The organism is Streptomyces sp. NBC_00846 (genome assembly GCF_045207325.1).
In the GTDB taxonomy this organism is placed as follows: Bacteria; Actinomycetota; Actinomycetes; order Streptomycetales; family Streptomycetaceae; genus Streptomyces.
The window spans coordinates 6,798,434-6,823,640 of record NZ_CP108846.1 but is presented as its reverse complement, the minus strand read 5'-3'; the positions used below and the strand labels follow the sequence as shown (position 1 = coordinate 6,823,640).

The following is a 25,207-nucleotide window of genomic DNA, read 5'->3' as shown; positions in this document are numbered from 1 at the left end:
ACACAGCCCCTGGGAGAACACCATGCCCGCCGGCCCGCGCCCGTCCGTTCTCTACGTCACCGACCTCGCTTACGAGGCACGCGGCCGCCGCTACTGCGACGAGGACATCCATCTGACGTCCCGACTGCGCGAGGAGTTCGATGTCGCGCTCTGTCACCCCCGGGACGCCGCCGCGCTGCTTGACGGGTTCGACGCGGTCGTCGTACGCAACAGCGGTCCGGTGCTGCACTACCAGGAGGCGTACGACGCCTTCCGCGCCCGTGCGCGGGAGCTGGGCGCACGGGTCTACAACCCGCTGCACGGCCGCGGCGACATGGCGGGCAAGCAGTATCTGGTCGATCTGAGCCGGGCCGGTTTTCCGGTGATCCCCACCGTGGACCGGGCCGCGGACCTGGGGCTGCTGCCCGAGGCCCCGGAGTATGTGGTCAAGCCGAAGCTGGGGGCGGACTCGGTCGGCCTGCGGTTCGTACGGGAGCCCGCGCTGCCGGAAGGTGCCGACGGCACGCTGCTCGTCCAGCCCCGGATCGACTTCCGCCACGAGGTGTCCTTCTACTTCATCGACCGTGACTTCCAGTACGCGCTGTACGCGCCGCACCCGGACGAGCGGTGGGTGCTGGAGCCGTACGCGCCGAGCGCTGCGGATCTGGAGTTCGCCCGGAAGTTCGTGGAGTGGAACACCCTCGACCACGGCATCCAACGGGTCGACGCCTGCCGGACGGCTCGGGGCGAACTGCTGCTCGTGGAGCTGGAGGACCTCAATCCGTATCTCTCGCTGGACCGCGTGGCGGAGCCGGTACGGGAGGCGTTCGTGGCCCGTATGAAGGCGTCCGTGCGGGATCTGCTGGCCTGACGCCCCGTCCGGCCGTCCCCCACATGCGCCGGCGCGGGGCCGGTGTGAGGGTGCAAGCGTGACCACTGCCAGCGAGACCGCCCCCGCCGCGCAGAGTGCTGCCGCGCCGCCCGTGCTCGATCCGCGCCGCCGGAACATCGTCTTCGCGACGATCGTGCTGGGGATTCTGCTGGCCGCCCTGGACCAGACGATCGTCGGCACCGCGCTGCCGACGATCGTCTCGGACCTCGGCGGTGCCGCCCACATGTCGTGGGTGGTCACCGCGTATCTGCTCGCCGAGACGGTGGCGACGGTCCTGGTCGGCAAGTTCGGCGACCTGTTCGGCCGGAAGATCATCTTCCAGCTGTCGGCGGTCATCTTCATCACCGGCTCGTTCCTGTGCGGCTTCGCGACCAACATGACGCTGCTGATCGTCTGGCGCGGACTGCAGGGCATCGGCGCGGGCGGGCTGATGGTCACCTCGATGGCGTTGATCGCCGATGTGATCCCGTTGCGCGAGCGCGGCAAGTACCAGGGTGCGATCGGCGCGGTCTTCGGGGTGTCGACGGTGATCGGGCCACTGCTCGGCGGGCTCTTCACCGACCACCTGAGCTGGCGCTGGGCGTTCTATGTCAACGTGCCGATCGCGATCGTGGTGGTCGTCGCCGCCGCCCGGACGATCCCGTCGGTGAAGGCCGCCGGGCGGCCGGTGATCGACTACCTGGGCATCGCGATGGTCACGGTCGGCGCGAGCGCCCTGATCCTGGCGACCAGCTGGGGCGGCAACGAGTACGCGTGGGGGTCGCCCGTCATCCTCGGTCTCTTCGCGGGCGGCGCCGTGGCACTGGCCCTCTTCTGCCTGGTGGAGTTCCGGGCAGCGGAACCCATGCTGCCGATGCGGCTGTTCCGGAACCCGGTGTTCACCGTCTGCTCGATCCTGAGCTTCATCGTGGGCTTCGCGATGCTCGGCGCGATGATCTTCCTGCCGACGTATCTGCAGTACGTGGACGGGGACTCGGCGACCCTGTCGGGGGTGCGGACGCTGCCGATGGTCTTCGGGCTGCTGGTCGCCTCGATCTTCAGTGGCAACGTCGTCTCCAAGACCGGGCAGTACCGGATGTTCCCCATCGTGGGCTCGCTGATCATGGCGGTCGGGCTGTTCCTGCTTTCCCGGATGGGTCCGGACAGCGGGGTGGGGCTGGAGTCCCTCTACATGCTGGTACTCGGTGTCGGCATCGGTCTGGCCATGCAGGTGCTGACGATCGCCGTGCAGAACACGGTCGACTACGCGGATCTGGGTACGGCGACGTCGGGTGTGACGTTCTTCCGTACGCTCGGCAGTTCCTTCGGCACCGCGGTCTTCGGCACGATCTACGCCAACGCGCTGAAGCCGAACCTGTCCGACGGCATCGCCGCGGCGGCGCGCGCGGGCGGCGACCCCGCGGTGCTGTCGAAGGCCGCGCAGAGCCCGGCGGGGCTGCACGCCCTGCCCGCCGCGCAGTCCGCGCCGCTGGCCCAGGCGTACGCCGACACGCTGCACACCGTGTTCCTGTGGACGGTGCCGGTCGCGATCCTGGGGTTCGTCGTGGCGCTCTTCCTGAAGCAGGTGGAACTGCGGGACACGGCGCGGGCCGGATCGACGGACATGGGCGAGGGCTTCGCCCAGCCCGGCGCCGGTGACTCGGCCATCGTTCTGGAATTCGCCGTGGCCAGGATCCTGCACGGAGCGGGTCCCGACACGGCCCGGCGGATCGTCGCGGCCTCGGACACCCGGCTGGACATGGCGGGGGCCTGGGCGGTGATGCAGGTGGAGCTGTTCACCCGCATGGTGGGCCATGCGGGTCTCGGCCTCATCGCGGCCCGGCACCGGATCCCGCCGGAGGTGCTGGTGCCCGTCTTCGACCGGATGATCGAGGAGGGCTATCTCACCGGCGACGGTCACATGTTCACGCATACGGCCGCCGGGAGCCGGGAGGCCGCGGCGATCAACGACGCATGGGCGCGGTGGCTCAATGAACGGCTGGACGAACACGGGGCCCGCCCGGACGACCGGCAGCTGCGGGCGGCGGTGGACCGGATCGCCAAGCAGCTGCTGGCGGAGGACCTGGCGCAGGAGCTCTCGCCGGAGAAGTCACGAGCGGGGGCCGCCGTCTGAAACGGGCGCCACCGCGCGGCTGGGGTCTTTCGTTCGGATCGGGCCGGATCGGGGAGCGGGGGCGCGGCGCCGGGGCTCGCGAGCCCGGCACGATCCGCACGAGAGGTACCGGGTCAGTCGGCGAAGACCGCGGTCGCATACACCCAGGCGCCGTCGTGCCGGACGAAGCGGCTCTTCTCGTGGAGCGATTCGGGCCGCCCGTTGACCGTGCAGTGCGCGCGGAAGGTGACCGTGCCCGTGGTGTGGAACGCGCTGCCGTCCGTCGTCTCCAGGATCTCCAGGCGCACCCACCGCGTCCCGGGATCGAAGTCGACGGCGGGCGGCCGGGTGTCGGGGTGCCAGGTGCGGAGCAGGTACGCCTCGTTCCGGACGACGAACGCGGCGTACCGGGAGCGCATCAGCGCCTCGCAGGTCGGCGCGGCGAGGGCCCCGGCGTGCAGGCGGCCGCAGCAGTCCGCGTAGGCGGCGGGCAGGCCGCACGGGCACGGCGATTCCGCGGTGATCGCGGAAGGCCGAGCTCCGGCGGTGGCTGAGCGCTTCGGTCGTGTGGTGCGTCGTGACATGCGTCCATTGTCACCCGCGGTCCGGCCGACCCGGCGGACCGGGGTGCGGTGGCGGTGCCGGCGGTGGTCAGGCCTTGCGGGCCACGCCGGCGTAGCCCGGGATCGGCTCGTCGCCGGCGACGTCGACGGGCTCGCCGAGTTCCGGGTGCCAGTCCGCGGAGAGCGAGACGCCCGGCTCGACGAGTTCGAGTCCGTCGAAGAACGTGGTGAATTCGGCGTGGGAACGCAGGCGTAGCGTCATCCCGCGGGACCTGTACAGGGCGGACGCCTCCGCCGCGCTCTCCGGCGCGAAGTCCCCCGTGGTGTGCGAGAGCACCAGATAGCTGCCGGAGGCGAGCCGCTCGACCAGGCGGTCGACGAGTTCGGCCGCGCCGTCCTCGTCGTCCACGAAGTGCAGCAGAGCCAGCAGCGACAGCGCGATCGGCTTGTCGAAGTCGAGGACCTTGCCGGCCTGTTCCAGGATGGCTTCCGGCTTGCGGGCGTCGGCCTGGATGTACTCGGTGGCGCCCTGTGGGGTGGAGCGCAGCAGGGCCGCGGCGTGGGCGAGGACGATCGGGTCGTTGTCGCAGTAGACGATGCGGGAGTCCGGGGCGGTCCGCTGGGCGATCTGGTGGAGGTTCGGCTCGGTGGGTATGCCGGTGCCGATGTCGAGGAACTGGCGGATGCCGTTCTCGGCCAGCCACCGGGTGGCCCGGTGCATGAAGGCCCGGTTGACCCGGGCCATGTCGCCTCCCCTGGCGTCGAGGGCCAGCAGTTGCCGGGCCATCTGTTCGTCGACCGGGTAGTTGTCCTTGCCGCCGAGGAACCAGTCGTACATCCGGGCGGGATGCGGCTTGCTGGTGTCGATCTCGATGGCTTGAGGGTCTTGCCCGGTCATAGCGCGCTCCATGGGTTCATAGGCCGGCGAACAACAAGAGTGTGGGGCGGGACGGGCTCCGGCGCAGCGGATTCGGGTGAGAAAGCCGTCGATTCGGGCCGGAAGGCCGTGGATTCGGCCGAGGGGCAGCTGGTTCAGGTCAGCAGGAAGTCCGCCTGGCCGGACTTGGCGCCCTGGATGAAGGCGGCGATCTCACGCGGGGAGTAGATCAGGGCGGGGCCGTCGGGATCGGCGGACTGGCGTACGGCGACCCTGCCGTCGGACAGCTTCATGGCTTCGACGCAATTGCCTCCGTTCCCACCGCTCCACGGCTTGTACCAGCCCTCGGAGCCGAGTTCGGCCGCCGGCATGCCGTTGTATATGGGATCCATCACAGCTCCTTGCGGAAGTCCCGGAGGATTTCCTTCGTGCGTTGTGCAGTTGCGGCCTGAGCCGCCATGCGGTCCATGACTTCGAGGTAGGAGGCCACCTCGGGGCGCGCGTCGAAGTAGACGGCTCCGGTCAGGTACTCGCTGTAGACCATGTCGGGGAGTTCGGGGACGCCGAAGCGGAAGAGGACGAAGGGGCCGTAGGTGCCGGCGTGGTGACCGGTGGAGAATTCCGCGATCTGCAGCGTCACATGGGGCATCCCGGTCGCTTCGAGCAGCCGGTCGATCTGTCCGCGCATGGTGTCGGCGCTGCCGACGGGACGGCGCAGCACCGTCTCGTCCATCACCACCCACAGCTTCGGGGAGTCCGGCCCGGCCAGCAGGGACTGACGCTGCATCCGCAGCGCCACATGGCGTTCGATGTCCTCGGGTCTGGCCTGGCCGACGGCTCCGGTGCGCATCACCGAGCGCGCGTAGTCCTCGGTCTGCAACAGTCCGGGGACGAAGTGCGGCTCGTACATGCGCAGGAGGCTCGCGGCGCCCTCCAGGCTGACGTACATGCTGAACCAGTCGGGCAGCACATCGTGGTAGCGCTGCCACCAGCCGGGTCTGTTGGCCTCCTCGGCAAGTTCCACGAAGGCGTCGATCTCGGCGTCGGCGATCCCGTACGCCTTCAGCAGGAGCTGGACGTAGGGGATCTTGAGAGCGACCTCGGCGGTCTCCATCCTGCGTATCGTCGCAGGTGCGACCCGCAGCACCTTGGCAGCCTGGTCACGGTTCAGGCCGGCGCGCTCCCGCAGATCCTGCAGGCGCTTGCCGAGAACGACCTGACCCACGGTCGGGGCGGACCGCGGTTCGCTCACTTCAGACCTCCCGATGCGCTGTTTGGCAGCAGTGTGCCATGCGCGGGCCGCCCACGACACAACCACTCTGAATTTTTCAGAGTGCCCCTTGCCAAGTGTTCCCGACAGGGGGAGAGTTGGTGAGTGAACCAGTTCACGCAGTCACGTCCGCCCCTATTCGCATGGGATGGCGGAATGTGACGCAGCCCCCACTGTGAGGAATCGGTTGTGGCACCTGGCAGTGCGCTCATCCCCCGGCTCATGGATCTCAGACCCGGCACGGAGGCGCTCCGGTACTGCTTCGCGCTGCCCGCGCACCCGGAGTCGGTGGCCGGCGCACGGCGGTTGACACGGGCCAGACTCGACGAGTGGCGGCTGGACGAGGACACGCACGAGGCGGCGGTCCTGATCGTCTCGGAGCTGTTCACCAACGCTGTGGTCCACACGATGAGCGCGCGCGTCGTGTGCGAGCTGCACTGCCTGGACGGACGGCTGCGGATAGCCGTACAGGACCAAGGGCACCAGCCCGGCGGGCCACAGCTGTGCCGCACCGCCGACGACGAGCACGGACGCGGCCTGCTGCTCGTGGACGCGATGAGCAGTTCCTGGGGTTCCCATGGCGCGGGCAACGGCTCGGGACGCATCGTCTGGGCAGAACTACCGCACGGCACGGAGCAGTCATGCTGAAGAACGCGATGTCCCATCTGCTCGGAGCGCGGCGCTCCCACGAGCCCCGGCGCGCCATCGACTCGGACATGGTGCAGTTGCCGCTGCCGCCCGCGCTGTCGGCGAGCCTGGGCTGCGACGCGGTGGGGGTTCCGGCACGGTACGGCTTCCGGCTGATGTCTCATCTGCCGCGCACCGGCTGCGTGTTCGCGGACGCCGACCGCTGGTGGTGGATCGTGCCCTCGGGTTCCGACCTCGATCTGGGCTGGCCCCCGCAAGTCGCCTACGCGAAAGGGGCGTTCGTTGCGGCAGTACAGCCCAGGCTGATCCACCAGCCCGACAACCGCACGCCGTACACGCCGCCGATCCCACTTTTCCTGATGGCTTGTCAGGTCACTGGCGTCACACCGTCGTGGGCACCGTCCGGTGGTGCCCGCGCGGTCTCCGCTCCCTGACGCGGCCCGGTCCGCTCCCGGCCGCGTCAGGGAGAGAGGGGGCGGGGTTCTTTCAGGAAACCCCGCCCCCTCCCCTCTCTCACTTGCGAAACGTCAGCCGGTCGACCGCGGCGACCTGCCGCCCGCCGCGACGAGATGGACGTCATGCGTGCCGGACGAGGTGGAACGGCTGGTCTCGGGGCTGCGATTCACTCGCGCCGTGCACAGGGAAGAGCTCGCGCACAACGGTTGACCGGCCGCTCTCGTCGCCGGACCGGCCCCTAAGGGCGGTTCAGGTAGGCCAGTCCGGGATGGACCTTCAGGTACCCGTCGAGGAGACGGCCGGCCACCGTCACCGAGTCGACCAGCGGGTGCAGCGCGAAGGCCTTCACAGCGGCGGCCCGCGAGCCGCTCTCCGCCGCGTCCAACACCGCACGTTCGACGGCCTTGACCGCGGTGACCAGACCGACGGCGTGGTACGGAAGCGGGTCGACGGCGACGGGACGGGCACCGTTGGCGTCGACGAGGCACGGCACCTCGATGACGGCGTCCGCGTCGAGCACGGAAAGCGTCGTGCGGTTGCGGACGTTGAGGATCAGCGAGGTCCGTTCGTTGCGGGCGACGGCCCGCATGAGGGCGAGCGCCACCTTCTCGTAGCCGCCGGACTCCAGATCGCTCTCGTCCCGCTCACCGACCCCGGCGACCTCCCGGTTCTCCGACATGTAGGTGGCTTCGCGTTCGGCGCGGGTGCGGTCCCAGGCCCGCAGCGCGGGGACGGCGGGGTCCTTCATCAGGGCGTAGAAGCCCTCCTGCTGCTCGCGGAGGAAGGCGCCACGGGTCTGCTCGGCGTCCTGGTAGGCGCGCACGGCCTCCCGGTTGAAGTAGTAGTAGTGGAGATACTCGTTGGGGACGGCACCCAGCGACCGCAGCCAGTCGACGCCGAACAGCCGGCCCTCCTCGAAGGAGCCGAGAAGTTCGGGGTCCGCCAGCAGGCGCGGGAGTTCGTCGCGGCCGTCGACACGCAGTGCGCGGACCCAGCCCAGATGGTTGAGGCCGACGTAGTCGATCCGGGCCCGGTCGGGGTCGGCGCCGAGCACCCGGGCGATCCGGCGGCCGAGGCCCACCGGGGAGTCGCAGATGCCGATGACCCGGTCACCCAGGTGGCGGGACATGGCCTCGGTCACCAGGCCCGCCGGGTTGGTGAAGTTGATGACCCAGGCGTTCGGGGCGAGCCGCGCGACGCGCTGCGCGAGGTCGACGGCGACGGGCACGGTGCGCAGCCCGTACGCGATGCCGCCCGCGCCGACCGTCTCCTGGCCGAGTACGCCTTCGTCGAGGGCGACCCGTTCGTCGGCCGCCCGGCCTGCGAGGCCGCCGACACGGATCGCCGAGAAGACGAAGTCGGCGCCGCGCAGCGCCTCGTCGAGGTCGGTGGTGGCGTTGACGGCGGGGGCGTCCGGGACGGTCGCGGCCTGGTCGGCGAGCACCCGGGCCACGGCGGTGAGCCGGCCGGCGTCGGTGTCGTAGAGGGTGACCGCGGTGACACGGCCCTCGGCGTGATCGGCGAGCAGCGCCCCGTACACGAGTGGAACCCGGAATCCGCCGCCGCCCAGAATTGTCAGCTTCACGCTTCCGCATCGTACGGGGCCGGGTCCGGACGGGGCCCGGGCAACTCCGGACGGCGGCTGCCACCCGGCACGCACGACAACCGGCCCGGTGGCCGGGAACCCGCGGGTGCACGGGTTCCCGGCCACCGGGCCGTTGATCGGTCCCGTCTCCGTCGCGGCGGACGGATCGGGGTCAGTCGCCGCTCCACCAGCGCGAAACGGCACGCCACAGCCGCGCCGGTGCGGTCTCGCCCCGCTGCTGCGGAATGCGCCCCGCGGCGGACATTCCGGCGGACTCCCCGACAGGGGTGCCTCCGGGCTCGTCGGCAGCCGACGCCGCGGGCGTCGCACCCGCCCCCGTGCCCGTGACGGCAGGGGCCGGAGCGGGGGCGCGGCCGGGTGTGGGGGCGGTGTGCCGGACCGTAGGCTGGACCTCCCCGTCCTGGCGCTGCGGGTTCGGCCTTCCCATGGACGGCGGTTCCTTGTCGTCCTGCGGCGCACGCGCGGCGAAGTCCGCCGGGAGCTCCACCAGATGCCTGCCCATGAAGTTCCCGATCCAGCTCAGCTCGCTCTCTTCGACGGCGAGTTCGAGATCGGGGAGGCGCATCAGCAGGGCGTCGACGCCGACGTCGGCGATGGCGCGTCCGATGTCCTGCCCGGGGCATTCGTGGGGGCCGCCGCTGAACGCGAGGTGGGCGCGGTTGCCCTCCATGTCGGCCTTGAGGTCGGGCCGTACGACGGGATCGGTGTTGGCCGGTGCGATGCCGACGATCAGGGCGTCGCCCGCCTTGATCTGCTGACCGCCCAGTTCCGTGTCGCCGACCGCCCAGCGGCCGAGGACCGCGGTGAACGGCGGCTCGTCCCACAGCGTCTGCTCGACCGCTTCGGGCACCGTCATGTGACCGCCGCTGAGCCGGGCCCGGAAGCGGGGGTCGGTGAGCACCATCCGCAGGACGCTGGCGATCAGGTTGACGGTCGCCTCGTACGAGGCGATGAGGACCAGCCGCAGATGCTCGCTGACCTCCTGGTCGGTCATCCCCGCCGGATGGTCGACGAGCCAGGTGGCGAAGTCGTCCGCGGGTTCGCGCCGGCGGCGCCGGACGAGCCGGGTCAGCGCTTCGAGGACGTATGCGTTGCTCGCGACAGCGGTCGCCGTGCCCCGGGTCATGTCGCGGGCGGCCTGGACCATCCGGTCGTTGTACTCCTCGGGCATGCCGAGGATCGCACACATCACCATCATCGGCAGCCGCTCGGCGAACTGGCTGACCAGGTCGACGCGGCCTTCCTGGCAGAAGTCGTTGACGAGCCGGTTGCTGTAGCGGTTGACGTGGCGGCGCGCCCCGCGGGTGTCGATGCGGCCGATGCTGTCGGTGACCGCGCCGCGTTGGCGCTCGTGGGTGGCGCCGTCGGCGAAGGCACAGATCGGCTGCCAGGTGAAGATCGGGGCGAGCGGGTGGTCCGGGGCGACGGTGCCGTCCTGCAGGGCCCGCCACCGCCGCGAGTCGCGGGAGAACTGCGAGGGGGTCCGGGTCATGTGCAGGTTCTCGCTGTGGCCGAGGACCAGCCAGGCCGGCACGTCCCCGTGCAGCAGGACGGGGGCCACGCTGCCGTGTTCGGCGCGCAGCTTGTCGTACAGCCCGTTCGGGTCCCGCTCGGCCTCCGGGCCGTAGATCCGGCGTAGCCCGCCGGGGCCGATGCCGAGGCCGTGGGCCGGGCACTCGGGGGGCGGAACCGGCCCCCGGGCCGCTCGGGGCTCGTAGTGGAAGGGGGTTGTCACGATCGCTCCAGGGATCAGGATTCCAAGGACCAGACGGATGGGACGCGCGGGGGGGTGGGTACTGCGGTCAGGCGAACGGGAGGGCCAGACTGTGCAGATAGCGCATCAGCGTCATCAGTACGTCGCGGCTGGAGGCGCGCAGCCGGGCGTCGCAGTCGATCATCGGAACCTCTTCGGGAAGGTCGAGGGCGCTGCGCAGCGCCTCGACCGGGTGTTTCGGGGCGTTGGGAAAGGTGTTGACGGCGACGACGAACGGGACGCCGCGTTCCTCCAGCCGTCCGATGACGTCGAAGCTGGCTTCGAGGCGGCGCGTGTCGATGAGGACCACCGCGCCGAGGGCGCCTTCGAACAGGCCGTTCCACAGGAACCAGAACCTTTCCTGGCCCGGGGTGCCGAACAGATAGAGGATCAGTTCCTCACTGATGGAGATCCGGCCGAAGTCCATGGCGACGGTGGTGGCGGTCTTGCTCTCCACCCCGAAGTTGTCGTCCACGCCGACACCGGCCTGGGTCATGGTCTCTTCGGTGGTCAGTGGCCGGATCTCGCTGACGGATCCGACCATGGTCGTCTTGCCGACCCCGAACCCGCCGACGATCACGACCTTCACCGCGGCGGTCGCCGTGGTGGGAAGGACGTCCTCGCGCCGGGGGCCGGTGATCGTGTCAGAGCTTCTGAAGTCCATGCATCACCGCTTCGAGAAGGGACCTGTCCGGGAGGGTGGCGCGGACGATGGGCGCGCGCGATTCGATGAGGTCGGCCGCGAGGAGTTCCGTGAGGAGCGATGTCACCACGCTGAAGGGCAGGCCCAGGTACGCCGAGATCTCGGCAACGGACAAGGGCGCCTGGCAGAGCCGCAGGATCACGGCCTGCTCAGGCTGGACCGTCGGCGTCGGCCGGGCCTTCGCGACGACCATCGTGACCAGGTCGAGCGGCGCCCGCTCGCTGCCGTCGGGATCGCCGGTGATCACGTACAGCCGTTCCGGATCGCTCAGTGCCGGATCGGCCTCTCGGCGTTCTCGTCGGGGAGAATTCATCCGGCCTGCCCGTCATGGCGCGGAGGGCTCGTCAGGTGGGCGCCGATCCTGACGACCATGTCGCGCATCCGTGCCCCGACGAGCCCCGCGTCGACCGTCTCACCGGCCAGCACGGCCAGGTACGCGCCCGTTCCGGCGGCCATCAAGTAGAAGAAACCGCCGGTGACTTCGATGACGACCAAGCGCATCAGGCCGTCGCTGCAAGGGATTTCGGAGGCGACGGCGGCGGCCAGGCTCTGCAGTCCGGCGCAGGCCGCCGCGAGGCGGTCGGCGACATCGGGATCGCCGCCGTGCCGGGCGATGCGCAGGCCGTCGGCGGAGAGCACCACGATCTGGTGAATGTCCGGCACGTCGTCGGCCAGTTCCTTGAGCATCCAGTCCATATTTCCCCGCTGCTGGATCACTTCAGGTCTCCCTTGTCCCAGGCGTCGTCAGAGTCTTCGTCGGTCTTCGGGTCCTGCGGCACACCGTTGACGGCGTTGGTGAAGGCCTCCAGCCAGAGTCCGGGGGGCTGTTCCTTGCCGCTGTCGGTCCCGCCGTGGCCGTTGGCGTGGCCGTTGCCCTGTCCTGCGGTGGGATTGACGGGCTGTGCGGGGAGGTTGTGCGAGCCCAGGGGGGCGCGGCCGCGGCTGCGGCGTTGCGGGAGCCCTCCGGCGGTCCACTCGGTCACCACGGGGACGTCGTCCTCCATGGTGGTCGCGGGGAGCACAGGCCGGGTGACGGGTGCGACGGGTCCGGTGGCGGGGCGCTGGGCCACGGGGCGGGGCTTGCGGCGGGGCGGCACGACGTGCTTCATCGCCTCCTGGTCGATGTCGCTGGTGGGCCTCGACGTGGCGCCGATGCCGTGGGCGATACCGGGAGCGGGGCCGGTGGTGATCATCGCGCGGGGCACGATGAGCACGGCGCGGACACCTCCGTAGGCGGACTGCCGCAGCGAGACCTGGAGGTCGTACATCCGCGCGAGCCGTCCGACGACGGCCATGCCGAGCCGGGGGGACTCGCCGAGGTCGTTCATGTTGGAGCCGGCCTGGGCCCGGGCGAGCATGTTCTCGGCCCGTGACCGGGCCTCCTCGCTGAGCGAGACGCCGCCGTCCTCGATCTCGATGGCGATGCCGGTCTGCACCTCGACGGCGGTGACGTGCACCCGGGTCTGCGGCGGCGAGTAGCGCGTGGCGTTGTCGAGGAGTTCGGCACAGGCGTGGATGAGCGGCTCGACGGCCGTGCCGATGATGGCGACCTTGGCGATCGAGTGCAGATCGATCCGCGGGTACTCCAGGATTCGCGACATGGCGCCGCGCAGCACGCTGAACAGCGGTACGGGCTTGGGCCACTGGCGGCTGGGGCGGGCACCGCCGAGAACCGCGATGGAGTCGGCGAGACGGCCGATCAGCGCGGTGCCGTGGTCGATGCGGAGCAGGTCGTCGAAGACGTCGGGGTTGCGCCCGTGGTGCTCCTCCATCTCCCGCAGTTCACTCGCCTGGCGGTGGACGATCGCCTGGACGCGCCGGGCGACGTTGACGAAGGCGCGCTGCGCGGAGTCGCGCATCGCCTCTTCGTTGTCGATGATGTTCAGCACCGTGTAGACGAGGGTGCGTTGGGCGTCGGGGAGGTCGCGGTACGCCTCGTCCGCGTCGAGGACGTCCCGGAACACCTCTTCGGGTGAATTGCCCACCCGTAGCCGGTGAATGGCGGCCGGCAGGAGCTCCTTGCTGATCCGCACGGTCTCGTCGTCGTGGGTGGCGATGCGCCGTTCCAGGTCGGCGAAGCGTCGTTCGTACGCTGCGCGCTGGGCGCGCATATCGCGTGCCCGGCGGGCGAGTCGAACGGTGAGTGCGGTGACCACGACGGTGGCGAGCGCGCCGCACCAGACAACTGGTATCCGCGCGGCCGCGGAAACCAGCGCCACCCCGGCGGCCGTTGCGCCGCCCATCAGAAGCACGGGCAGCAACATGACGCGGACGACCGGGATTTCTCGTTCGATCGGCGGTGATTCAACACGAACCATCTAGAACCTCTGGCGGTTGATTCGGGAGGTAAACGCGCTTGCAGGACATCCAGGAACAAGCGCTCGAATTCGTCGCAACTCGACTTCGCTGCGCGTGAGCTTAGTCAGATCGAATCAGGGCTTCGGCACATTCACCCAACCCTCTGCGCGAGCGCTCACGCGGTAATACACTCACGAGTTTTTACACGCACCGCCTTCACGCATGCACAGAAAGTGACGGTCAAGGGAAATCTGCAATCCGGGACACCTGTCGTCCCGCAGTGCGGGACGCTTTCGCGGCCACTCCGAGAGTTGACCCCTGCGCCATGACAGCCGTCCCACAAGGAGGGACGCGCGCACATGTGATCGAAGCGGATCGAAAGGAGCGGATTGATGACCGAAGGACGGATGTACGGAAAGGTCGCCACAGCGACGGGCGGTGCGGGCGGTGGCGACGGTGTGGGCAGTGCGGAAGATGGGGCCGGTGCAGGAGGCACGGAGGATGCGAGCGGTACGGGGCCGGCGCGCGGCTACACCATCGAGTCGCTGGACACCGGACTGCGCCTGCTGCGGCTGTTCCTGACGCATGACACGCTGACCGTTTCCGAGGCGGCCGGGCTGCTCTCCATCGGGCGGTCCACCGCCCACCGGGTACTCAGCACCCTCGAAGGACGCGGCTTCGCGGTCCGGGAATCCTCCGGGCGCGGCTACTCGGCAGGTCCGGAGCTGGAGCGGCTCGGGCGTCCGGCGGGCTTCGGCACAGCCGTCCGCGAACAGCTCGGAGCCGTACTGGACGACGCGCTACGGCGCACCGGCGAGACGGTGCAGAGCGCGGCGCTCATCGGCGACCGGATCCTGGTCACCGACGGCCGCGAGTCGCCGCACCCGGTCCGGGTGATGCCGGAGAGAGGCCGTACGCACCCCGCCCACGCCACCGCCGGCGGCAAAATGCTGCTCTCCGGGATGGCAGCGGAAGAACTCCACGCCCTCTATCCACAGGAGGAACTTCCCGAGGTCACGCCGAACACCCTCACCTCACGGTCCGCGCTGTTCGCGGAGCTCGACGCGATCCGCTCCCGCGGATACGCCCTCAGCCGCGGGGAGTCGGTCCCGGGCCTGCACGCCGTGGCCGTTGCGCCGGCCGTGTCGAGCCGCCGGGACAGGCTCGCCCTGATGGCCTCGGCACCCGCCGACCGCGGCGACGACGCGGCGCTCGCCCGCCTGGTCGGCGAACTGCGCCGGTCGGCCGCCTTGTTCGGCCCGGCCTGATGCCGGCCGGGCCCGAACGGAAGGCCTGAGAGGGTGCTGAAGATGTCGGCCGGATCAGCGAGCGGCGTCCGGTGCGCGCAGCTTGCCGGGAGGGGCACTAGTTCCAGAGGTCGGTGCTGTGGGCGTCGATGAGGGCGGTGATGCGGGCGAGGACCTCATCGGCGGGCCGCGGGTCGTGTCGGCGTCCGTCCCGCAGGCGCAGGGCGACCTGGTCGTCGGCGGCTTCCCTGGCACCGATGACGGCCTGGTAGGGCACCAGGCGGGCTTCCCGGATGCGGGCTCCCAGGGTGCCGCGTTCCGGTCCGGCGATCTCGGCCCGCAGCCCGAGGGCGGTGCAGCGCCTGGCGAACGCCTCGGCGTCCGGCAGTTCGGCTTCGGAGACCGGGAGAATCGCCAGCTGGGTGGGGGCGAGCCAGGCAGGGAAGGCCCCGCCGTGCTCCTCGATGAGGTGGGCGACGGCGCGCTCCACGCTGCCGATGACGCTGCGGTGGATCATCACCGGCCGGTGTTTCGCACCGTCCGCACCGATGTAGTGCAGGTCGAACCGGGCCGGCTGGTGGAAGTCGACCTGGATGGTGGAGAGGGTGAACTCCCGGCCGGCGCTGTCGACGAGCTGGACATCGATCTTGGGGCCGTAGAACGCGGCTTCCCCCTCGGCCGCCTCGTAGGGCAGTCCGGAGCGGTCGAGGACATCGGTCAGCAGGGCGGTGGACCGCTGCCACAGCTCGGGGGCGGCGACATACTTCCCGCCGGGTCCCGGGAGGGAGAGCCGGTAGCGGGCCGGGCCGATGCCCAGTGCCCCGTACGCCCGGCGGATCAGTTCCAGCGCGTCCCGTGCCTCCTCGGCGGCCTGGTCCAGGGTGCAGAAGATGTGCGCGTCATTCAGCTGGATGGCCCTCACCCGGGTCAGACCGCCGAGCACCCCGGAGAGTTCGGAGCGGTACATGCCTCCCAACTCGGCCATCCGCAAGGGCAGTTCGCGATAGCTGTGGGAGCGGGAGCGGTACATGAGCGCGTGGTGCGGACACAGACTGGGCCGGAGCACGACCTGCTCCCCGCCCACTTCCATCGGCGGGAACATGTCGTCGCTGTAGTGCGACCAGTGCCCGGAGATCTCGTACAGCTCCCGCTTGCCGACCACCGGTGAGTACACGTGCCGGTAGCCCGCCCGCTGCTCGGCGGTGCGGATGTACTCCTCCAGGGTGTGCCGTACGACAGCGCCGTCGGGCAGCCAGTACGGCAGCCCGGCGCCGATCAGCGGATCGGTGTCGAACAGGTCCAGCTCGCGGCCGAGCTTGCGGTGGTCGTGCATGGCGGTCTCCTCGCGGTCGTCGGGCGGGTGACCGCAGGGCGAAGCCCCGGGGCACTCGCCCCGGGGCTTCGGACTGAACAGCTGTCAGCGCGCCGGGACACTCTCCGGCGTCGTCGTCATGGCAGCGCGCTTCATGCGGGGGACGTTAGCAGCGACGTACCGATGTCGCGCGGGATTTTTCGCCGGGGGCCGCCCGGCCCCCGGTTCGGCGCCGGCCACCGGTTCAGCGTCCGGCACCGCCGATACGCCCCTCCAACTGCACCAGCAGCTCGCTGAGCTGAGCGCTGAGTCGGCTGCGGGCCTGCTCGTCGAAACCGGACAGCACCGTGCGTTCGTACGCCAGCTGGCGCGGCAGCAGCCGATCGACCATCTCGCGTCCCTCCTCGGTGAGGCGGACATGGGCGACGCGCCGGTCGCGGACATCGCTGCGGCGCTCGACGAGGCCCCGTTCCTGAAGAACCCGCAGGCGCTTGGTGACGGCGGCGCCGGAGGAGAACGTCTCCCTGGCCAGCTCGCCGGGGGTGAGCTCGCGGTCGGTACGGCGTACCGCGCCGAGCAGGTCGAACTCGGCGCGGGTCAGGCCGGCGGCGCGCAACGGGGCGTCCTCCGCCTGCTGGAGCAGGGCCGCGCAGCGGTTGATGCGGCCGATGAGTTCCATCGGTCCGGTGTCCAGCTCCGGGTTGACGGCCTGCCACTGCCGTACCACCGAGGCGACGATGTCGTCGGTCACACCGCTCCGTTCTCCTGGGCGGGGGCGATCAGCCCCTGCCGCTTCGCTGTCGCCGCGAGCGTACGGTGTCCGGCCTGCTCGGCCGCAAGGACCTGCTCCTGGGGAAGGGCGCGCTGCCACCATTCGCCCGCCGCGGTGTCATCGGCTTCGCGCAGCTCGACGAGCGAACCGGTCAGCCTGCGACGGGCGGCGTCGAGGGCGGCGGGCGTGGGCTGCGGGGCGGCCAGCGCGTGCACGGCGTGGGCGCGCGCCCGATCGGTGGCGGTGAGGGCCTTCTCCAGGCGCCCGGTGGCCCGGCGGTTCGTCACCAGCACGGCGGCAAGGAGGCCCACCGCGGCGCCGATCACGGTGTCCAGGACCCGGTCTCCGATGAGCTCACCGGCCGGTTGGGTGCCGCCGAATTCCAGGACCAACAGGGCCATCGGGGTGACGGCGATGGAGCCGAGCCAGTAGTTGCGGGTGATCAGGGCCTCGGCCGCGAAGCCGAAGAGCAGGCAGAAGCCGATGAGGGCCAGGGGGCCGGTGCGGCTGACCGGGAGGACGGCGGCGAAGACGAGGACGCCGAGCAGATTTCCGAGGGTCCGCTGGAGGGCCCGGTTCCAGGTCAGGGTCACATTGGCCTGGTAGAGGGAGGCCGCGGTGACGATCGCCCAGTAGGGGCGGCCGACACCGGCCGCCTGGGAGACGTATCCGGCGAGGGCGCAGCCGATGAGCGCGCGGGCGCCGATGGGCAGGAGCGGCGAGCCCGGGGCGAGGCTGCGCAGCAGTGCGCGGCGGGCGTCGCGGCGGCCTCCGGTGCGCCGGGCGGCCCGTTCGGCGTCAATGCCGGACAGTTCCTCCGCCGCACCCGGGGCGGCCGGTGCGGTGGGGACGGGTCCGCGGGCACGGGTCTGCCCGGCCCAGGCGCGCAGCCGGTCCGGATCGACGGCCGTGGTGGGGGCGGCGGCGGAGAGGGGGCCGCCCGGGAAGTCGCCGAGGACGCCGTCGGCGAGGACGGCTTCGGCGTGGACGACGAGGCGTTCGAGCGCCCGGCGTACGGGGGTGTGGCGTCCGGCGGCGAGCAGGGTCTGCCAGGCCGCGTGCACGGCGGCGACCGCGGCGTGCCGGGTGCGGTGGCCGGGTGCAGTGACGTATGCCGCGGTCGCGTCGAGTGCGCGGGCGGTCGCCCGGCGCTCGGGGCCCTCCCTGCGGATCGCCGCGGGGCCTACCGCGACCAGCCAGGAGACCGCGCCCGCGGCCAGGGTCAGCGCGAGGTGGCCCGGGACCTGCCCGAGGTGCTGCGGGGCGAAGAGCGCGGCCGAGGTGATGAACGTGAAGATCAATGGTCCGGGCGGGCCGATGCGGGTGGCGTCGCAGAGCACCTTCTGTCCGGCCGCGAGGAGTGCTCCCACCGCGATCAGCACGGCGGTCGATCCGGTGAGCGAGGCCGCGACCAGGGATATCGCCAGGCCGATGACCATGGATACGACGACTCCGGCGACGGCGCGGGCCCGGCGGGCGTACGGGAGGTTGTGGCCGTACAGCGCACAGAGCGAACCGGCCATCGTGTACATCACGAGGTCCAGTCGGTCCATGGCGAACAGCACCAGATCCGGTACGGCGGTGGCGACGACCACGCTCAGCGCCGGTTTGAACCACATGTCCGAGGGCCGGGCGAGGCGCAGGGGGGCCGCCAGCGGGAGTCTGCGGACGGAGGGCCGACGGGACCGGATGGTTGTATCACTCACCCAAACACTTTAGCAGGTATTACACCTGTAAAATATCCTTCTCCTTCCGGTGCCCCTGCCGCACGACACCGATGGCTGACCTCTCCGCGAAGCACTAGCGTTCAGGCACAAGGACAGAGAGTCACGCATCGGTACGTCCACGTATCCGGCCGTCCGCCCATCGGCCCGTCCACGCATCAGCCCGTCCATGGAGGAAACCGAATGAAGCTCACCGCACCGGTGCCCGGCGGTCCCTGCTGGGTCGAGCTGAGTACCCCCGACATCCCCGCGGCCAAGTCGTTCTACGCGGCGCTCTTCGGGTGGCGCCCCGAGACCGACCCGCGCGAGGAGGCGGGCGGCTACACCATGGCGCACCTCGCGGACGCGCGCGTGGCTGCGCTCAGCCCCCTCTACCAGCCGGGGCAGCCACCCGCCTGGACGATTGCGTTCGCGACCGAGGACACCGACTCCACGGTCGAGAAGGTGAGGTCGGCGGGCGGCTCGCTGCTGGTCGGCCCGATGGACGTGTTCGACCAGGGCAGGTTCGCGGTGGTCGCGGATCCGTCGGGCGCGGTGTTCTCGTTGTGGCAGGGGCGCGCCTTCGCCGGCGCCGAGCTACTGAACGCCCCGGGCGCGCTCGGCTGGGTCGAACTCGTCACCCGACAGGCCGACCCGGCGCTCGCTTTCTATCCCGCGGTCTTCGGATGGACGGTGAACGCCCCTTCCGGGAGGTATCCGCAGTGGGGCGTGGCCGGCGAGGACTTCGGCGGCCTGCTGGTCATGGACGACAGGTTCCCGCCGGAGGCACAGTCGAGCTGGCTGCCGTACTTCGCCGTGCCGGACGTCGACGCGGCGGCGGCCACCGCGCAGGGGGCGGGCGGCGAGCTGCTGATGCCGCCCACGGACGTTCCGGGCGGTCCGCGGATCGCGGTGGTCCGGGACCCGCAGGGCGCGGCGTTCGGCATCCACCGGGCGGGCGACGAAGGCTAGGAGGGGGCTGAAGATCTTGGCCGGGCTCCCGACGCCCGGCACGCACACCTGCGGCGTTGCCAAAACGACCTGACAGCTCCTTCCCCAAGCTCTCAACTGCGTTCGAGCAGGGGAGGCCCCATCTGAGGCCGCTTCGGCGCCTTGCAGCTGCACGCACCGGACGCCGCTCGCTGATCCGGCCGAGATCTTCAGCACCCTCCTACGCCCCTCCCGGCAAGCTTTGCCCCGTCGCGCCGCCCGGCACGCACGGACCCCGCGTATCCATCGGTTCGGCATCCGCCTGTCGGCGGGAACGGCGAACGGTCTTAATGGAGTTCAGCTGATGTACGAGAGCGATGCCGGACTGCTCGCCCCCGGGCGGGCCGGCTCCCCCGCCGAGGCGGCCACCAGCGACGGCGCCTTTCTGCAGGCGATGCTCGACGCCGAGGCCGCGCTCACCCGCGCCCAGGCCGGCTGCGGGCTCGCGCCCGCCGGGGCCGGGCGGGCGGTGACCGCGGCGGCGGCCGACGCGAGCCGGTTCGAGGTACGGAGCCTGGCGCTGCGCGCCCGTACGGACGGCAATCCGGTCATCCCGCTGGTCGCCGACCTGGCCGCCGCGGTGGAGCCCGATGTCCTCCCGTACGTGCACCGGGGCGCCACCAGCCAGGACATCCTCGATACGGCCGCCATGCTGGTCGCCGCGCGGACCCTGGCCCCGGTGCTCGACGATCTGGTGCGGGCCGCGGACGCGGTGGCCCGGCTGGCCGTCGCCCACCGCAACACCCCGATGGCCGGCCGTACGCTCACCCAGCACGCCGTGCCGACCACCTTCGGGCTGAAGGCGGCAGGGTGGCGTGCGCTGATCCTCGACGCACGGGACCGCCTGTCCGCCGTACGGGAGTCGCTTCCCGCACAACTCGGCGGCGCGGCAGGCACGTTGGCCGTCTTCGGCGCCTTCACGCCCGTGGGCGCAGCCGATGCCGGCGCCGCCGCGTCCGGCACCGTTGCCGCCGAGGACGACGGACCTGGGCTGCCCCTGCTCCAGGCATTCGCGAACGAACTCGGTCTGGCCGAACCGCTGTTGCCGTGGCACAGCCTGCGGACCCCGATCGCGGACCTGGCGGGCGCGCTCGCCTTCACGGCCGGTGCGCTCGGCAAGCTGGCGGCCGACGTGCTCACCCTGTCCCGTACCGAGATCGGCGAGGTGACCGAGGGGCAGGGCGGTGGCTCGTCCACCATTCCGCAGAAGGCCAACCCGGTGCGTGCCACCCTCATCGTGGCGGCCGCTCGTCGCGCTCCGGGCCTGGCGGCGACGCTGTACGGCTCGCTCGTCGCCGAGGACGAGCGGCCGGCCGGGGCGTGGCACGCGGAATGGGAGCCGCTGCGCGAGCTGCTGCGGCTCGTCGGCGGGGCCGCGTACGCGGCGGCCGAACTCACCGACGGGCTGCGGGTCGTCCCGTACGCCATGCGGGAGAATCTCCAGCTCACCGACGGGCTGATCGTCGCGGAGCGGCTGGCCGTCGTGTTCGCCGAGCGGATCGGCCGCAAGCGTGCCAAGGAGGTCCTGGTGAACGCCGCCGCCCGGGCCCGCGCGGAGACCACGGATCTGACCGACGTCCTCGCCGACGTACTGGACGAGGAGCCCGAACTCGCCGGTCTCGATCTGTCCGAACTGGCCGATCCCGCCCGCTACACCGGCTGCGCAGGCTCCCTCACCGACCGTGCGCTCGACCGCGGCTGACGGGCCCGGTAGCCCCTGTCATGGCGGCGCCGATGGGGGGCTTCCCTGTTCGAGCGGAGCCGAGGGCTTGGGGAAGACCGACGACAACGCGGCGAGGCGCGGTGCCTCGGCATGCGAGCCCGGCCTGATCCAATGGAGAGGCCCTGGATCAGCCGGCCCCCGCGGGCGATGACGCGGCCGGCCCGTACGGCCATGGACGGAATCGGGCGGTCCAGGACTGCCTCGGGCAGCGAACCGGCGGCTGCCAGGACGAAGTCGGCCGGGCCCCTGGTCTCCAGCCGGGAGGCGGGCAGACCGAGCAGGGAGGCGGGCAGACCGAGCAGGGAGGCGCCGCCCGAACACGAAGTCCAACTGGCCGTCCAGGTCGTCGTCGATGCCGATCGGGTCGAGGCCGCCGACGACGTCGGCCCCCTCGGACAGGGCCTGCTCCATGAGTTCGGCGGTGCCGGGCTCGCTCATGGCCCACCGAGGTGGACGTCGAACGGGACTGAACGAAGCCATTCCGCGGGGACGACGCGAACGGCCGGCACCGCCTCCGTCGTGGTCAGCCGTTCGCGTCGTCCCCGCGGAGCCTGGCGTGCAGATGCATGTCGTGCCAGCCGTCGGCGTGCAGATGGGAGTGGCGCCGGGTGCCCTCCAGGGCGAAGCCCGTCTTGCTCGCCACCCGGCAGGACGCCTCGTTCCGCACGGAGTGCGCGAGTTCGAGCCGCTCGAACCCGATCTCGTCGAAGGCCCAGCGTGTGAGCGCCGACACGGCCCGGGGCGCCACGCCCCGTCCGCGGGCGGCCGGCAGTACCCAATAGGAGCATTCCGCCAGGCCGATCGCCGGCACCAGGGAACGGAGCGAGACCCGGCCGAGCACCTCCCCGGTCCCGTCGCTCGCTCCCTCGGAACGTACGACGGCCCAATGGGCGCCGGTCTCGCTGTACCAGGCGTCCTGCCACTGCTCGATCCAGTCGCGCGCCTCGTCCTCGGTTTCGGCCCGGCGCAGATGCCAGTGCTGGATCGCCGGATCGGAGAAGGCGGCGACGATTGTCGGTGCGTCCTCGCACCGCCATGGCCGCAGAAGCAGGTCGTCGGTGACGGCAAGAGCCGGTTGGGCGGAGTCCGCGAGGCGTCCCGGCGGGATCAGGGGCGGCACCAGGTACGGCATGGGCGCATCATCGCACGGTGGCGGACCCCTTTCAGGTCCGTCCGCCTGCCCCGTCCGCCTCCCTTGCGCGGAAGATCGTGCCAGGGAGAGCGCACATGACGAGGTACGGGCGCACCCGCCCATCAGTCGGGTACCCAAGCCCGTCCCCTGTCAGACGCGTACCCGCCCGTCCCCATCAGACGCGTACCCGCCCGCCCCCACCAGGCGCGCGCCCGTCCGTCAGCCGAGGCCGCGGGCGTCCTGCTTGAGGGCGGTGTCCACCGTCAGGGCCGTGGCCACGACGAGACTCAGCAGCGGCTCGGGCAACTGGTAGTGGATCTGCAGCACATAGTTGTCCGCCGTGGTGAACAGCGTCTTCGCGAGGCCTTCCCAGGTCTTGGTGATCCGGGCTATCTCGGCGTCGTTGTGGTCGACGATCGCGAAGTTCCAGGCACGCCAGTTCTCCGCCTTGATCGCGCCGATCTGCCGGCCGTCGGCCATGATCGCGAAGTTGATCTTGCCGATGGCGTTCTGCTGGACGATCTCGCCGACCGGCTGCCCGTCGGGACGCTGCACGATGACCTTGGACTTGATGAACTTCGCCGGGCGGGTCAGCAGGAGCTGCGGCTGGCCGTAGGCGTCCCGGATCTCCAGGCGGTGGGTCAGGTACTGGTCGATGCTGGTGAGGAAACGCAGCACCTTGCGCAGGGCGCTCTGGCCGACCTCGACGACCGAGCCGATGGTGTTGCCGTGCTGGTCGAAGACGCTGTACTCGTTCGTCACCTCGATCAGCTTGGCCTTCTGGTTCACGACCAGGACCTGCTGGGTGAAGAGCGAACCGGCGCCGGGAGCACCGCCCTGCCCGGGAACCCCACCCTGCGGGGAGGGGACCGCCGCCTGCTGGTGGGCGGCCTGCTGATGGTGCGGGGCGGCCTGCTGCGGCGGCACCTGCGCGGGTGCCTGGGCCTGCGCGGGGCTCGCCTGGGCCGCGGCCTGGGGCTGCTGCCCGGCGGCCGGGTTGGTGTGCTCGGTCCACTGGGAACCGTCCCAGTAGCGCAGCAGCTGGGGCGCGCCGTGCGGATCCGGATACCAGCCCGCAGATACGTTCGAGTGCGTTGTCACCGGGGCACACTATCCCGCCACTCCGGCAACGGAGGTCCTGTTCCGTACATCCGTGGCTCCCGCCCCTCATCCCCGGAGCCGGGCGCGGCCTGCACGGGCGGGGTGGTGCTGGCTGCCGGCGCCGGGCCCGGTCGCGCTGATGGTCCTGCGGCCTTCGTCCTCGACGGGCTCCGCGGCTGCCGCCGTGTCGGCGGGCGCGCCCTCGGACACATCGGTCGATGCCGGGTTCGCCCGCGACATGTCGATCCACCATCAGCAGGCGGTCGAGATGTCGTTCATCGTGCGGGACCGCACGTCGGACGTGGCGGCGCGCCGGCTCGCGTACGACATCTGTTGGCGGCCCGTGCAGAGCTACGCGGACGCGTAGGCGGCCCGTTCGCGGCGGATTCCTCCCCCGCGAACGGGCCGGCCCCGGTCTTGAAACGGCGACCTCCACCTGCGCAGAGACCAGCGCGGTCCCGTCCGGCAGCCGGAAGTCCAGCGTGATCCGCTGCGCACCGGTCGCCGCCCGGGCGGTGGCGCGCACCGTCACCCTGGCGGCCGCGCCCCGGGTTCCGTGCACCTTCAGCGTGCCGCTCGCCGGTTCCAGCACGACGCCGTCGGGCTCCTACTGCACCCGCTACCGCGTCGCCGCCCGCACCTCCAACACCCCCGACAGCACGACAGGTCACGGCGGATTCCGCTGCGCGCTCTCAGGCTGAGCGGGCGGGCGGCATTGCGGCGGGGATCGCACGGGGAGTCACACAGGGGATCGCATAGGCTCGGATCCAATATGAAGAGCAACCTCGCACCGCTGGGGCCCAAGGCCGACAAGGACACCGTGCGCCGGAGCAACCTCAGCCTCGTGCTCCGGGCCGTCCGTGACGAGGCAGAGGGCGAAGCGACCAGGGCCGGGGTTGCCGCGCGGGTGGGACTGACCCGGGCCGCGGTGTCCTCGCTCGTCGAGCAGCTCCTCGACATCGGATTCCTCACCGAGTCGGGCAAGACGTTCAGCGGGCAGGCGGGCCGTCCCGGGACCGCGCTCAAGGTGGCGCGCACGGGGCCCGCCGGGCTCGGCGTGGAGGTCAACATCGACTACGTGTCGGTGTGCGTCGTCGATCTGGCGGGCACCGGCCGGGTACGGCTCACCGAGCACCTGGACAACCGCGGCGCACCGCCCGCGGAGGTGCTGGCGCGGGCGGCCGGGATCGCGGCGCGCACCCTGGAATCGGCCCGTGAGCAGGAACTGTTCCCGGTCGGGGTGACGCTCGCGCTTCCCGGTCTGGTCTCCGGCGGCGCGGTGCGCCAGGCACCCAACCTGGGCTGGAACCAGGTTCCCGCCGGGGAGCTCTTCGCCACTTCACTCGCCGCCGAACGCCCCGGTCGCAAGGCGCTGCCGGTGAGTTCGGAGAACGAGGCCAATCTGGCGGCGCTGGCCGAGCTCTGGTTCGGCGGACTCGGCCCGATCCGCAGTTTCCTCTACCTGACGGGGGAGATCGGCGTCGGCGGCGCCCTGGTCATCGACGGTGAACTGCTGCGCGGAGCGCACGGGTTCGCCGGGGAGATCGGGCACGTGGTGGTCGACTCGGAGGGACGGGAGTGCCGGTGCGGCTCGCGTGGCTGCCTGGAGCAGTACGCGGGACAGGCGGCGCTCCTGCGGGCCGCCGGGATCGAGGAGCCCGGCAGCGGTGCCGGGGTGGCCGAGCTCGAGCGGCGCGTCCGGGCCGGGGACGAGCGGGCGGTGGCCGCTGTCGCGGAGGCCGGCCGAATGCTGGGGCGGGTGCTGTCCGGGACGGTGAATCTGCTCGACCCGGACGCGGTGGTGCTCGGCGGGATCTACCGGAACCTGATGCCGTGGCTGTCCCCGCCCGCCGACGAGGAGCTGACCGGCCGCGTGGTGTCCGGGCTCTGGTCCCCGGGGAGTGGCCGGCTGCGCGCCTCCTCCGTCGCGGGTGACGCCGCGCGGGGCGCCGCGGCGCTGGTGATGACGGCGGTACTGGCCGACCCGGTGGCGTACGCGGGCGACCGGGCGCCCCACTGATCCACACGCACGCGGGCGGCCACGCAGCCTGCTCATCCACGCGAACGCGGGCGGCCACGCAGCCTGCTCA

At 71.3% G+C, this 25,207-nt stretch carries 23 protein-coding genes and 2 pseudogenes; 10 read left to right on the top strand and 15 right to left on the bottom strand.

What is annotated here, in order from left to right:
* Nucleotides 1-22: 22 nt before the first annotated feature.
* Nucleotides 23-850 (top strand): hypothetical protein, encoded by an 828-nt coding sequence (locus tag OG936_RS31300; RefSeq protein ID WP_406499298.1) that lies wholly within the window; start codon nt 23-25, stop codon nt 848-850.
* A gap of 58 nt (nt 851-908) precedes the next feature.
* Nucleotides 909-2,984, top strand: coding sequence for an MDR family MFS transporter (locus OG936_RS31295; protein ID WP_406499296.1), 2,076 nt, complete (start codon nt 909-911; stop codon nt 2,982-2,984).
* Nucleotides 2,985-3,097: 113 nt separating this feature from the next.
* On the opposite strand, the gene OG936_RS31290 is transcribed toward OG936_RS31295, so the two are convergent.
* The 4 genes from OG936_RS31290 to OG936_RS31275 all read right to left on the bottom strand — a co-directional run bounded on the left by OG936_RS31290 (nt 3,098) and on the right by OG936_RS31275 (nt 5,655).
* On the bottom strand, nt 3,098-3,547 hold the full coding sequence (locus OG936_RS31290) for a YchJ family protein (protein ID WP_406499294.1): 450 nt from the start codon (nt 3,545-3,547) through the stop codon (nt 3,098-3,100).
* Between the two features lie 67 nt (nt 3,548-3,614).
* Nucleotides 3,615-4,424 carry an SAM-dependent methyltransferase gene (locus tag OG936_RS31285; protein ID WP_406499292.1) on the bottom strand — a complete coding sequence of 270 codons (810 nt, stop codon included), beginning with the start codon at nt 4,422-4,424 and terminating at the stop codon, nt 3,615-3,617.
* Nucleotides 4,425-4,558: 134 nt separating this feature from the next.
* Nucleotides 4,559-4,795: a DUF397 domain-containing protein gene (locus tag OG936_RS31280; RefSeq protein ID WP_266750243.1), complete on the bottom strand. Its 237-nt coding sequence runs from the start codon at nt 4,793-4,795 to the stop codon at nt 4,559-4,561.
* On the bottom strand, nt 4,795-5,655 hold the full coding sequence (locus tag OG936_RS31275; protein WP_406499290.1) for a helix-turn-helix domain-containing protein: 861 nt from the start codon (nt 5,653-5,655) through the stop codon (nt 4,795-4,797). The genes OG936_RS31280 and OG936_RS31275 overlap by 1 nt, the downstream gene beginning before the upstream one ends.
* A gap of 207 nt (nt 5,656-5,862) precedes the next feature.
* Here OG936_RS31275 and OG936_RS31270 point away from each other — a divergent pair, with 207 nt between their 5' ends.
* Both OG936_RS31270 and OG936_RS31265 read left to right on the top strand, forming a co-directional pair.
* The gene (locus tag OG936_RS31270) at nt 5,863-6,321 is read left to right on the top strand and encodes an ATP-binding protein (protein ID WP_406499288.1); all 459 of its coding nucleotides are present in this window, start codon (nt 5,863-5,865) and stop codon (nt 6,319-6,321) included.
* A complete protein-coding gene (locus OG936_RS31265) occupies nt 6,315-6,755 on the top strand; it encodes a hypothetical protein (RefSeq protein WP_406499286.1) in 441 nt (146 codons plus the stop codon). Before OG936_RS31270 ends, OG936_RS31265 begins: the two co-directional genes overlap by 7 nt.
* A 260-nt stretch (nt 6,756-7,015) precedes the next feature.
* Here OG936_RS31265 and OG936_RS31260 read toward each other — a convergent pair whose 3' ends face one another.
* The 6 genes from OG936_RS31260 to OG936_RS31235 form a co-directional block, all read right to left on the bottom strand.
* Nucleotides 7,016-8,362: a 6-phospho-beta-glucosidase gene (locus OG936_RS31260; RefSeq protein WP_406499284.1), complete on the bottom strand. Its 1,347-nt coding sequence runs from the start codon at nt 8,360-8,362 to the stop codon at nt 7,016-7,018.
* A 172-nt stretch (nt 8,363-8,534) separates the two neighbouring features.
* Complete coding sequence (locus tag OG936_RS31255) at nt 8,535-10,118, bottom strand: cytochrome P450 (RefSeq protein WP_406499282.1); 1,584 nt, start codon at nt 10,116-10,118, stop codon at nt 8,535-8,537.
* Nucleotides 10,119-10,185: 67 nt separating this feature from the next.
* Nucleotides 10,186-10,800 carry a GTP-binding protein gene (locus OG936_RS31250; RefSeq protein ID WP_406499280.1) on the bottom strand — a complete coding sequence of 205 codons (615 nt, stop codon included), beginning with the start codon at nt 10,798-10,800 and terminating at the stop codon, nt 10,186-10,188.
* On the bottom strand, nt 10,781-11,152 hold the full coding sequence (locus OG936_RS31245; protein ID WP_266750233.1) for a DUF742 domain-containing protein: 372 nt from the start codon (nt 11,150-11,152) through the stop codon (nt 10,781-10,783). The genes OG936_RS31250 and OG936_RS31245 overlap by 20 nt, the downstream gene beginning before the upstream one ends.
* Nucleotides 11,149-11,556, bottom strand: coding sequence for a roadblock/LC7 domain-containing protein (locus OG936_RS31240; RefSeq protein ID WP_406499278.1), 408 nt, complete (start codon nt 11,554-11,556; stop codon nt 11,149-11,151). Before OG936_RS31240 ends, OG936_RS31245 begins: the two co-directional genes overlap by 4 nt.
* Nucleotides 11,553-13,157: a sensor histidine kinase gene (locus OG936_RS31235; protein ID WP_406499276.1), complete on the bottom strand. Its 1,605-nt coding sequence runs from the start codon at nt 13,155-13,157 to the stop codon at nt 11,553-11,555. The genes OG936_RS31240 and OG936_RS31235 overlap by 4 nt, the downstream gene beginning before the upstream one ends.
* A 372-nt stretch (nt 13,158-13,529) precedes the next feature.
* On the opposite strand from OG936_RS31235, the gene OG936_RS31230 reads away from it, so the two are divergent.
* Entirely contained in the window at nt 13,530-14,405 is an 876-nt protein-coding gene (locus OG936_RS31230) for an IclR family transcriptional regulator (protein ID WP_406499275.1), read from the top strand.
* A gap of 97 nt (nt 14,406-14,502) precedes the next feature.
* Here the strand turns inward: OG936_RS31230 and thrS are convergent, their stop codons facing one another.
* The 3 genes from thrS to OG936_RS31215 form a co-directional block, all read right to left on the bottom strand.
* Complete coding sequence (thrS, locus tag OG936_RS31225; RefSeq protein WP_406499273.1) at nt 14,503-15,717, bottom strand: threonine--tRNA ligase; 1,215 nt, start codon at nt 15,715-15,717, stop codon at nt 14,503-14,505.
* A 223-nt stretch (nt 15,718-15,940) separates the two neighbouring features.
* A complete protein-coding gene (locus OG936_RS31220) occupies nt 15,941-16,447 on the bottom strand; it encodes a MarR family winged helix-turn-helix transcriptional regulator (RefSeq protein WP_406499271.1) in 507 nt (168 codons plus the stop codon).
* On the bottom strand, nt 16,444-18,174 hold the full coding sequence (locus OG936_RS31215) for an FUSC family protein (protein ID WP_406499269.1): 1,731 nt from the start codon (nt 18,172-18,174) through the stop codon (nt 16,444-16,446). Before OG936_RS31215 ends, OG936_RS31220 begins: the two co-directional genes overlap by 4 nt.
* A gap of 201 nt (nt 18,175-18,375) precedes the next feature.
* Here OG936_RS31215 and OG936_RS31210 point away from each other — a divergent pair, with 201 nt between their 5' ends.
* Entirely contained in the window at nt 18,376-19,143 is a 768-nt protein-coding gene (locus tag OG936_RS31210; protein ID WP_406499267.1) for a VOC family protein, read from the top strand.
* A 322-nt stretch (nt 19,144-19,465) separates the two neighbouring features.
* Entirely contained in the window at nt 19,466-20,863 is a 1,398-nt protein-coding gene (gene pcaB / locus OG936_RS31205) for a 3-carboxy-cis,cis-muconate cycloisomerase (RefSeq protein ID WP_406499265.1), read from the top strand.
* A 544-nt stretch (nt 20,864-21,407) separates the two neighbouring features.
* Here the strand turns inward: pcaB and OG936_RS31200 are convergent.
* Together OG936_RS31200 and OG936_RS31195 are read right to left on the bottom strand one after the other, a co-directional pair.
* On the bottom strand, nt 21,408-22,016 hold the full coding sequence (locus tag OG936_RS31200; RefSeq protein WP_406499263.1) for a GNAT family N-acetyltransferase: 609 nt from the start codon (nt 22,014-22,016) through the stop codon (nt 21,408-21,410).
* Between the two features lie 219 nt (nt 22,017-22,235).
* A complete protein-coding gene (locus OG936_RS31195; protein ID WP_406499262.1) occupies nt 22,236-23,117 on the bottom strand; it encodes a phospholipid scramblase-related protein in 882 nt (293 codons plus the stop codon).
* Between the two features lie 139 nt (nt 23,118-23,256).
* Here OG936_RS31195 and OG936_RS31190 point away from each other — a divergent pair.
* From OG936_RS31190 to OG936_RS31180, 3 genes and pseudogenes are all read left to right on the top strand, one after another.
* A pseudogene (locus tag OG936_RS31190) lies at nt 23,257-23,448 on the top strand (DUF305 domain-containing protein); the annotation flags it as partial.
* Between the two features lie 271 nt (nt 23,449-23,719).
* A pseudogene (locus OG936_RS31185) lies at nt 23,720-23,818 on the top strand (formylglycine-generating enzyme family protein); the annotation flags it as partial.
* A 71-nt stretch (nt 23,819-23,889) separates the two neighbouring features.
* Complete coding sequence (locus OG936_RS31180; protein ID WP_406499260.1) at nt 23,890-25,137, top strand: ROK family protein; 1,248 nt, start codon at nt 23,890-23,892, stop codon at nt 25,135-25,137.
* The last annotated feature ends 70 nt before the right edge of the window (nt 25,138-25,207 follow it).

What these genes read in the sequence shown, in the direction of transcription:
- OG936_RS31300 (WP_406499298.1), top strand. Translation starts at nt 23, where the DNA reads ATGCCCGCCGGCCCGCGCCCGTCCGTTCTCTACGTCACCGACCTCGCT.
- OG936_RS31290 (WP_406499294.1), bottom strand. Translation starts at nt 3,547, where the DNA reads ATGTCACGACGCACCACACGACCGAAGCGCTCAGCCACCGCCGGAGCT.
- OG936_RS31285 (WP_406499292.1), bottom strand. Translation starts at nt 4,424, where the DNA reads ATGACCGGGCAAGACCCTCAAGCCATCGAGATCGACACCAGCAAGCCG.
- OG936_RS31280 (WP_266750243.1), bottom strand. Translation starts at nt 4,795, where the DNA reads ATGGATCCCATATACAACGGCATGCCGGCGGCCGAACTCGGCTCCGAG.
- OG936_RS31265 (WP_406499286.1), top strand. Translation starts at nt 6,315, where the DNA reads ATGCTGAAGAACGCGATGTCCCATCTGCTCGGAGCGCGGCGCTCCCAC.
- OG936_RS31250 (WP_406499280.1), bottom strand. Translation starts at nt 10,800, where the DNA reads ATGGACTTCAGAAGCTCTGACACGATCACCGGCCCCCGGCGCGAGGAC.
- OG936_RS31245 (WP_266750233.1), bottom strand. Translation starts at nt 11,152, where the DNA reads ATGAATTCTCCCCGACGAGAACGCCGAGAGGCCGATCCGGCACTGAGC.
- OG936_RS31235 (WP_406499276.1), bottom strand. Translation starts at nt 13,157, where the DNA reads ATGGTTCGTGTTGAATCACCGCCGATCGAACGAGAAATCCCGGTCGTC.
- OG936_RS31230 (WP_406499275.1), top strand. Translation starts at nt 13,530, where the DNA reads ATGACCGAAGGACGGATGTACGGAAAGGTCGCCACAGCGACGGGCGGT.
- thrS (WP_406499273.1), bottom strand. Translation starts at nt 15,717, where the DNA reads ATGCACGACCACCGCAAGCTCGGCCGCGAGCTGGACCTGTTCGACACC.
- OG936_RS31210 (WP_406499267.1), top strand. Translation starts at nt 18,376, where the DNA reads ATGAAGCTCACCGCACCGGTGCCCGGCGGTCCCTGCTGGGTCGAGCTG.
- pcaB (WP_406499265.1), top strand. Translation starts at nt 19,466, where the DNA reads ATGTACGAGAGCGATGCCGGACTGCTCGCCCCCGGGCGGGCCGGCTCC.
- OG936_RS31200 (WP_406499263.1), bottom strand. Translation starts at nt 22,016, where the DNA reads ATGCCGTACCTGGTGCCGCCCCTGATCCCGCCGGGACGCCTCGCGGAC.
- OG936_RS31180 (WP_406499260.1), top strand. Translation starts at nt 23,890, where the DNA reads ATGAAGAGCAACCTCGCACCGCTGGGGCCCAAGGCCGACAAGGACACC.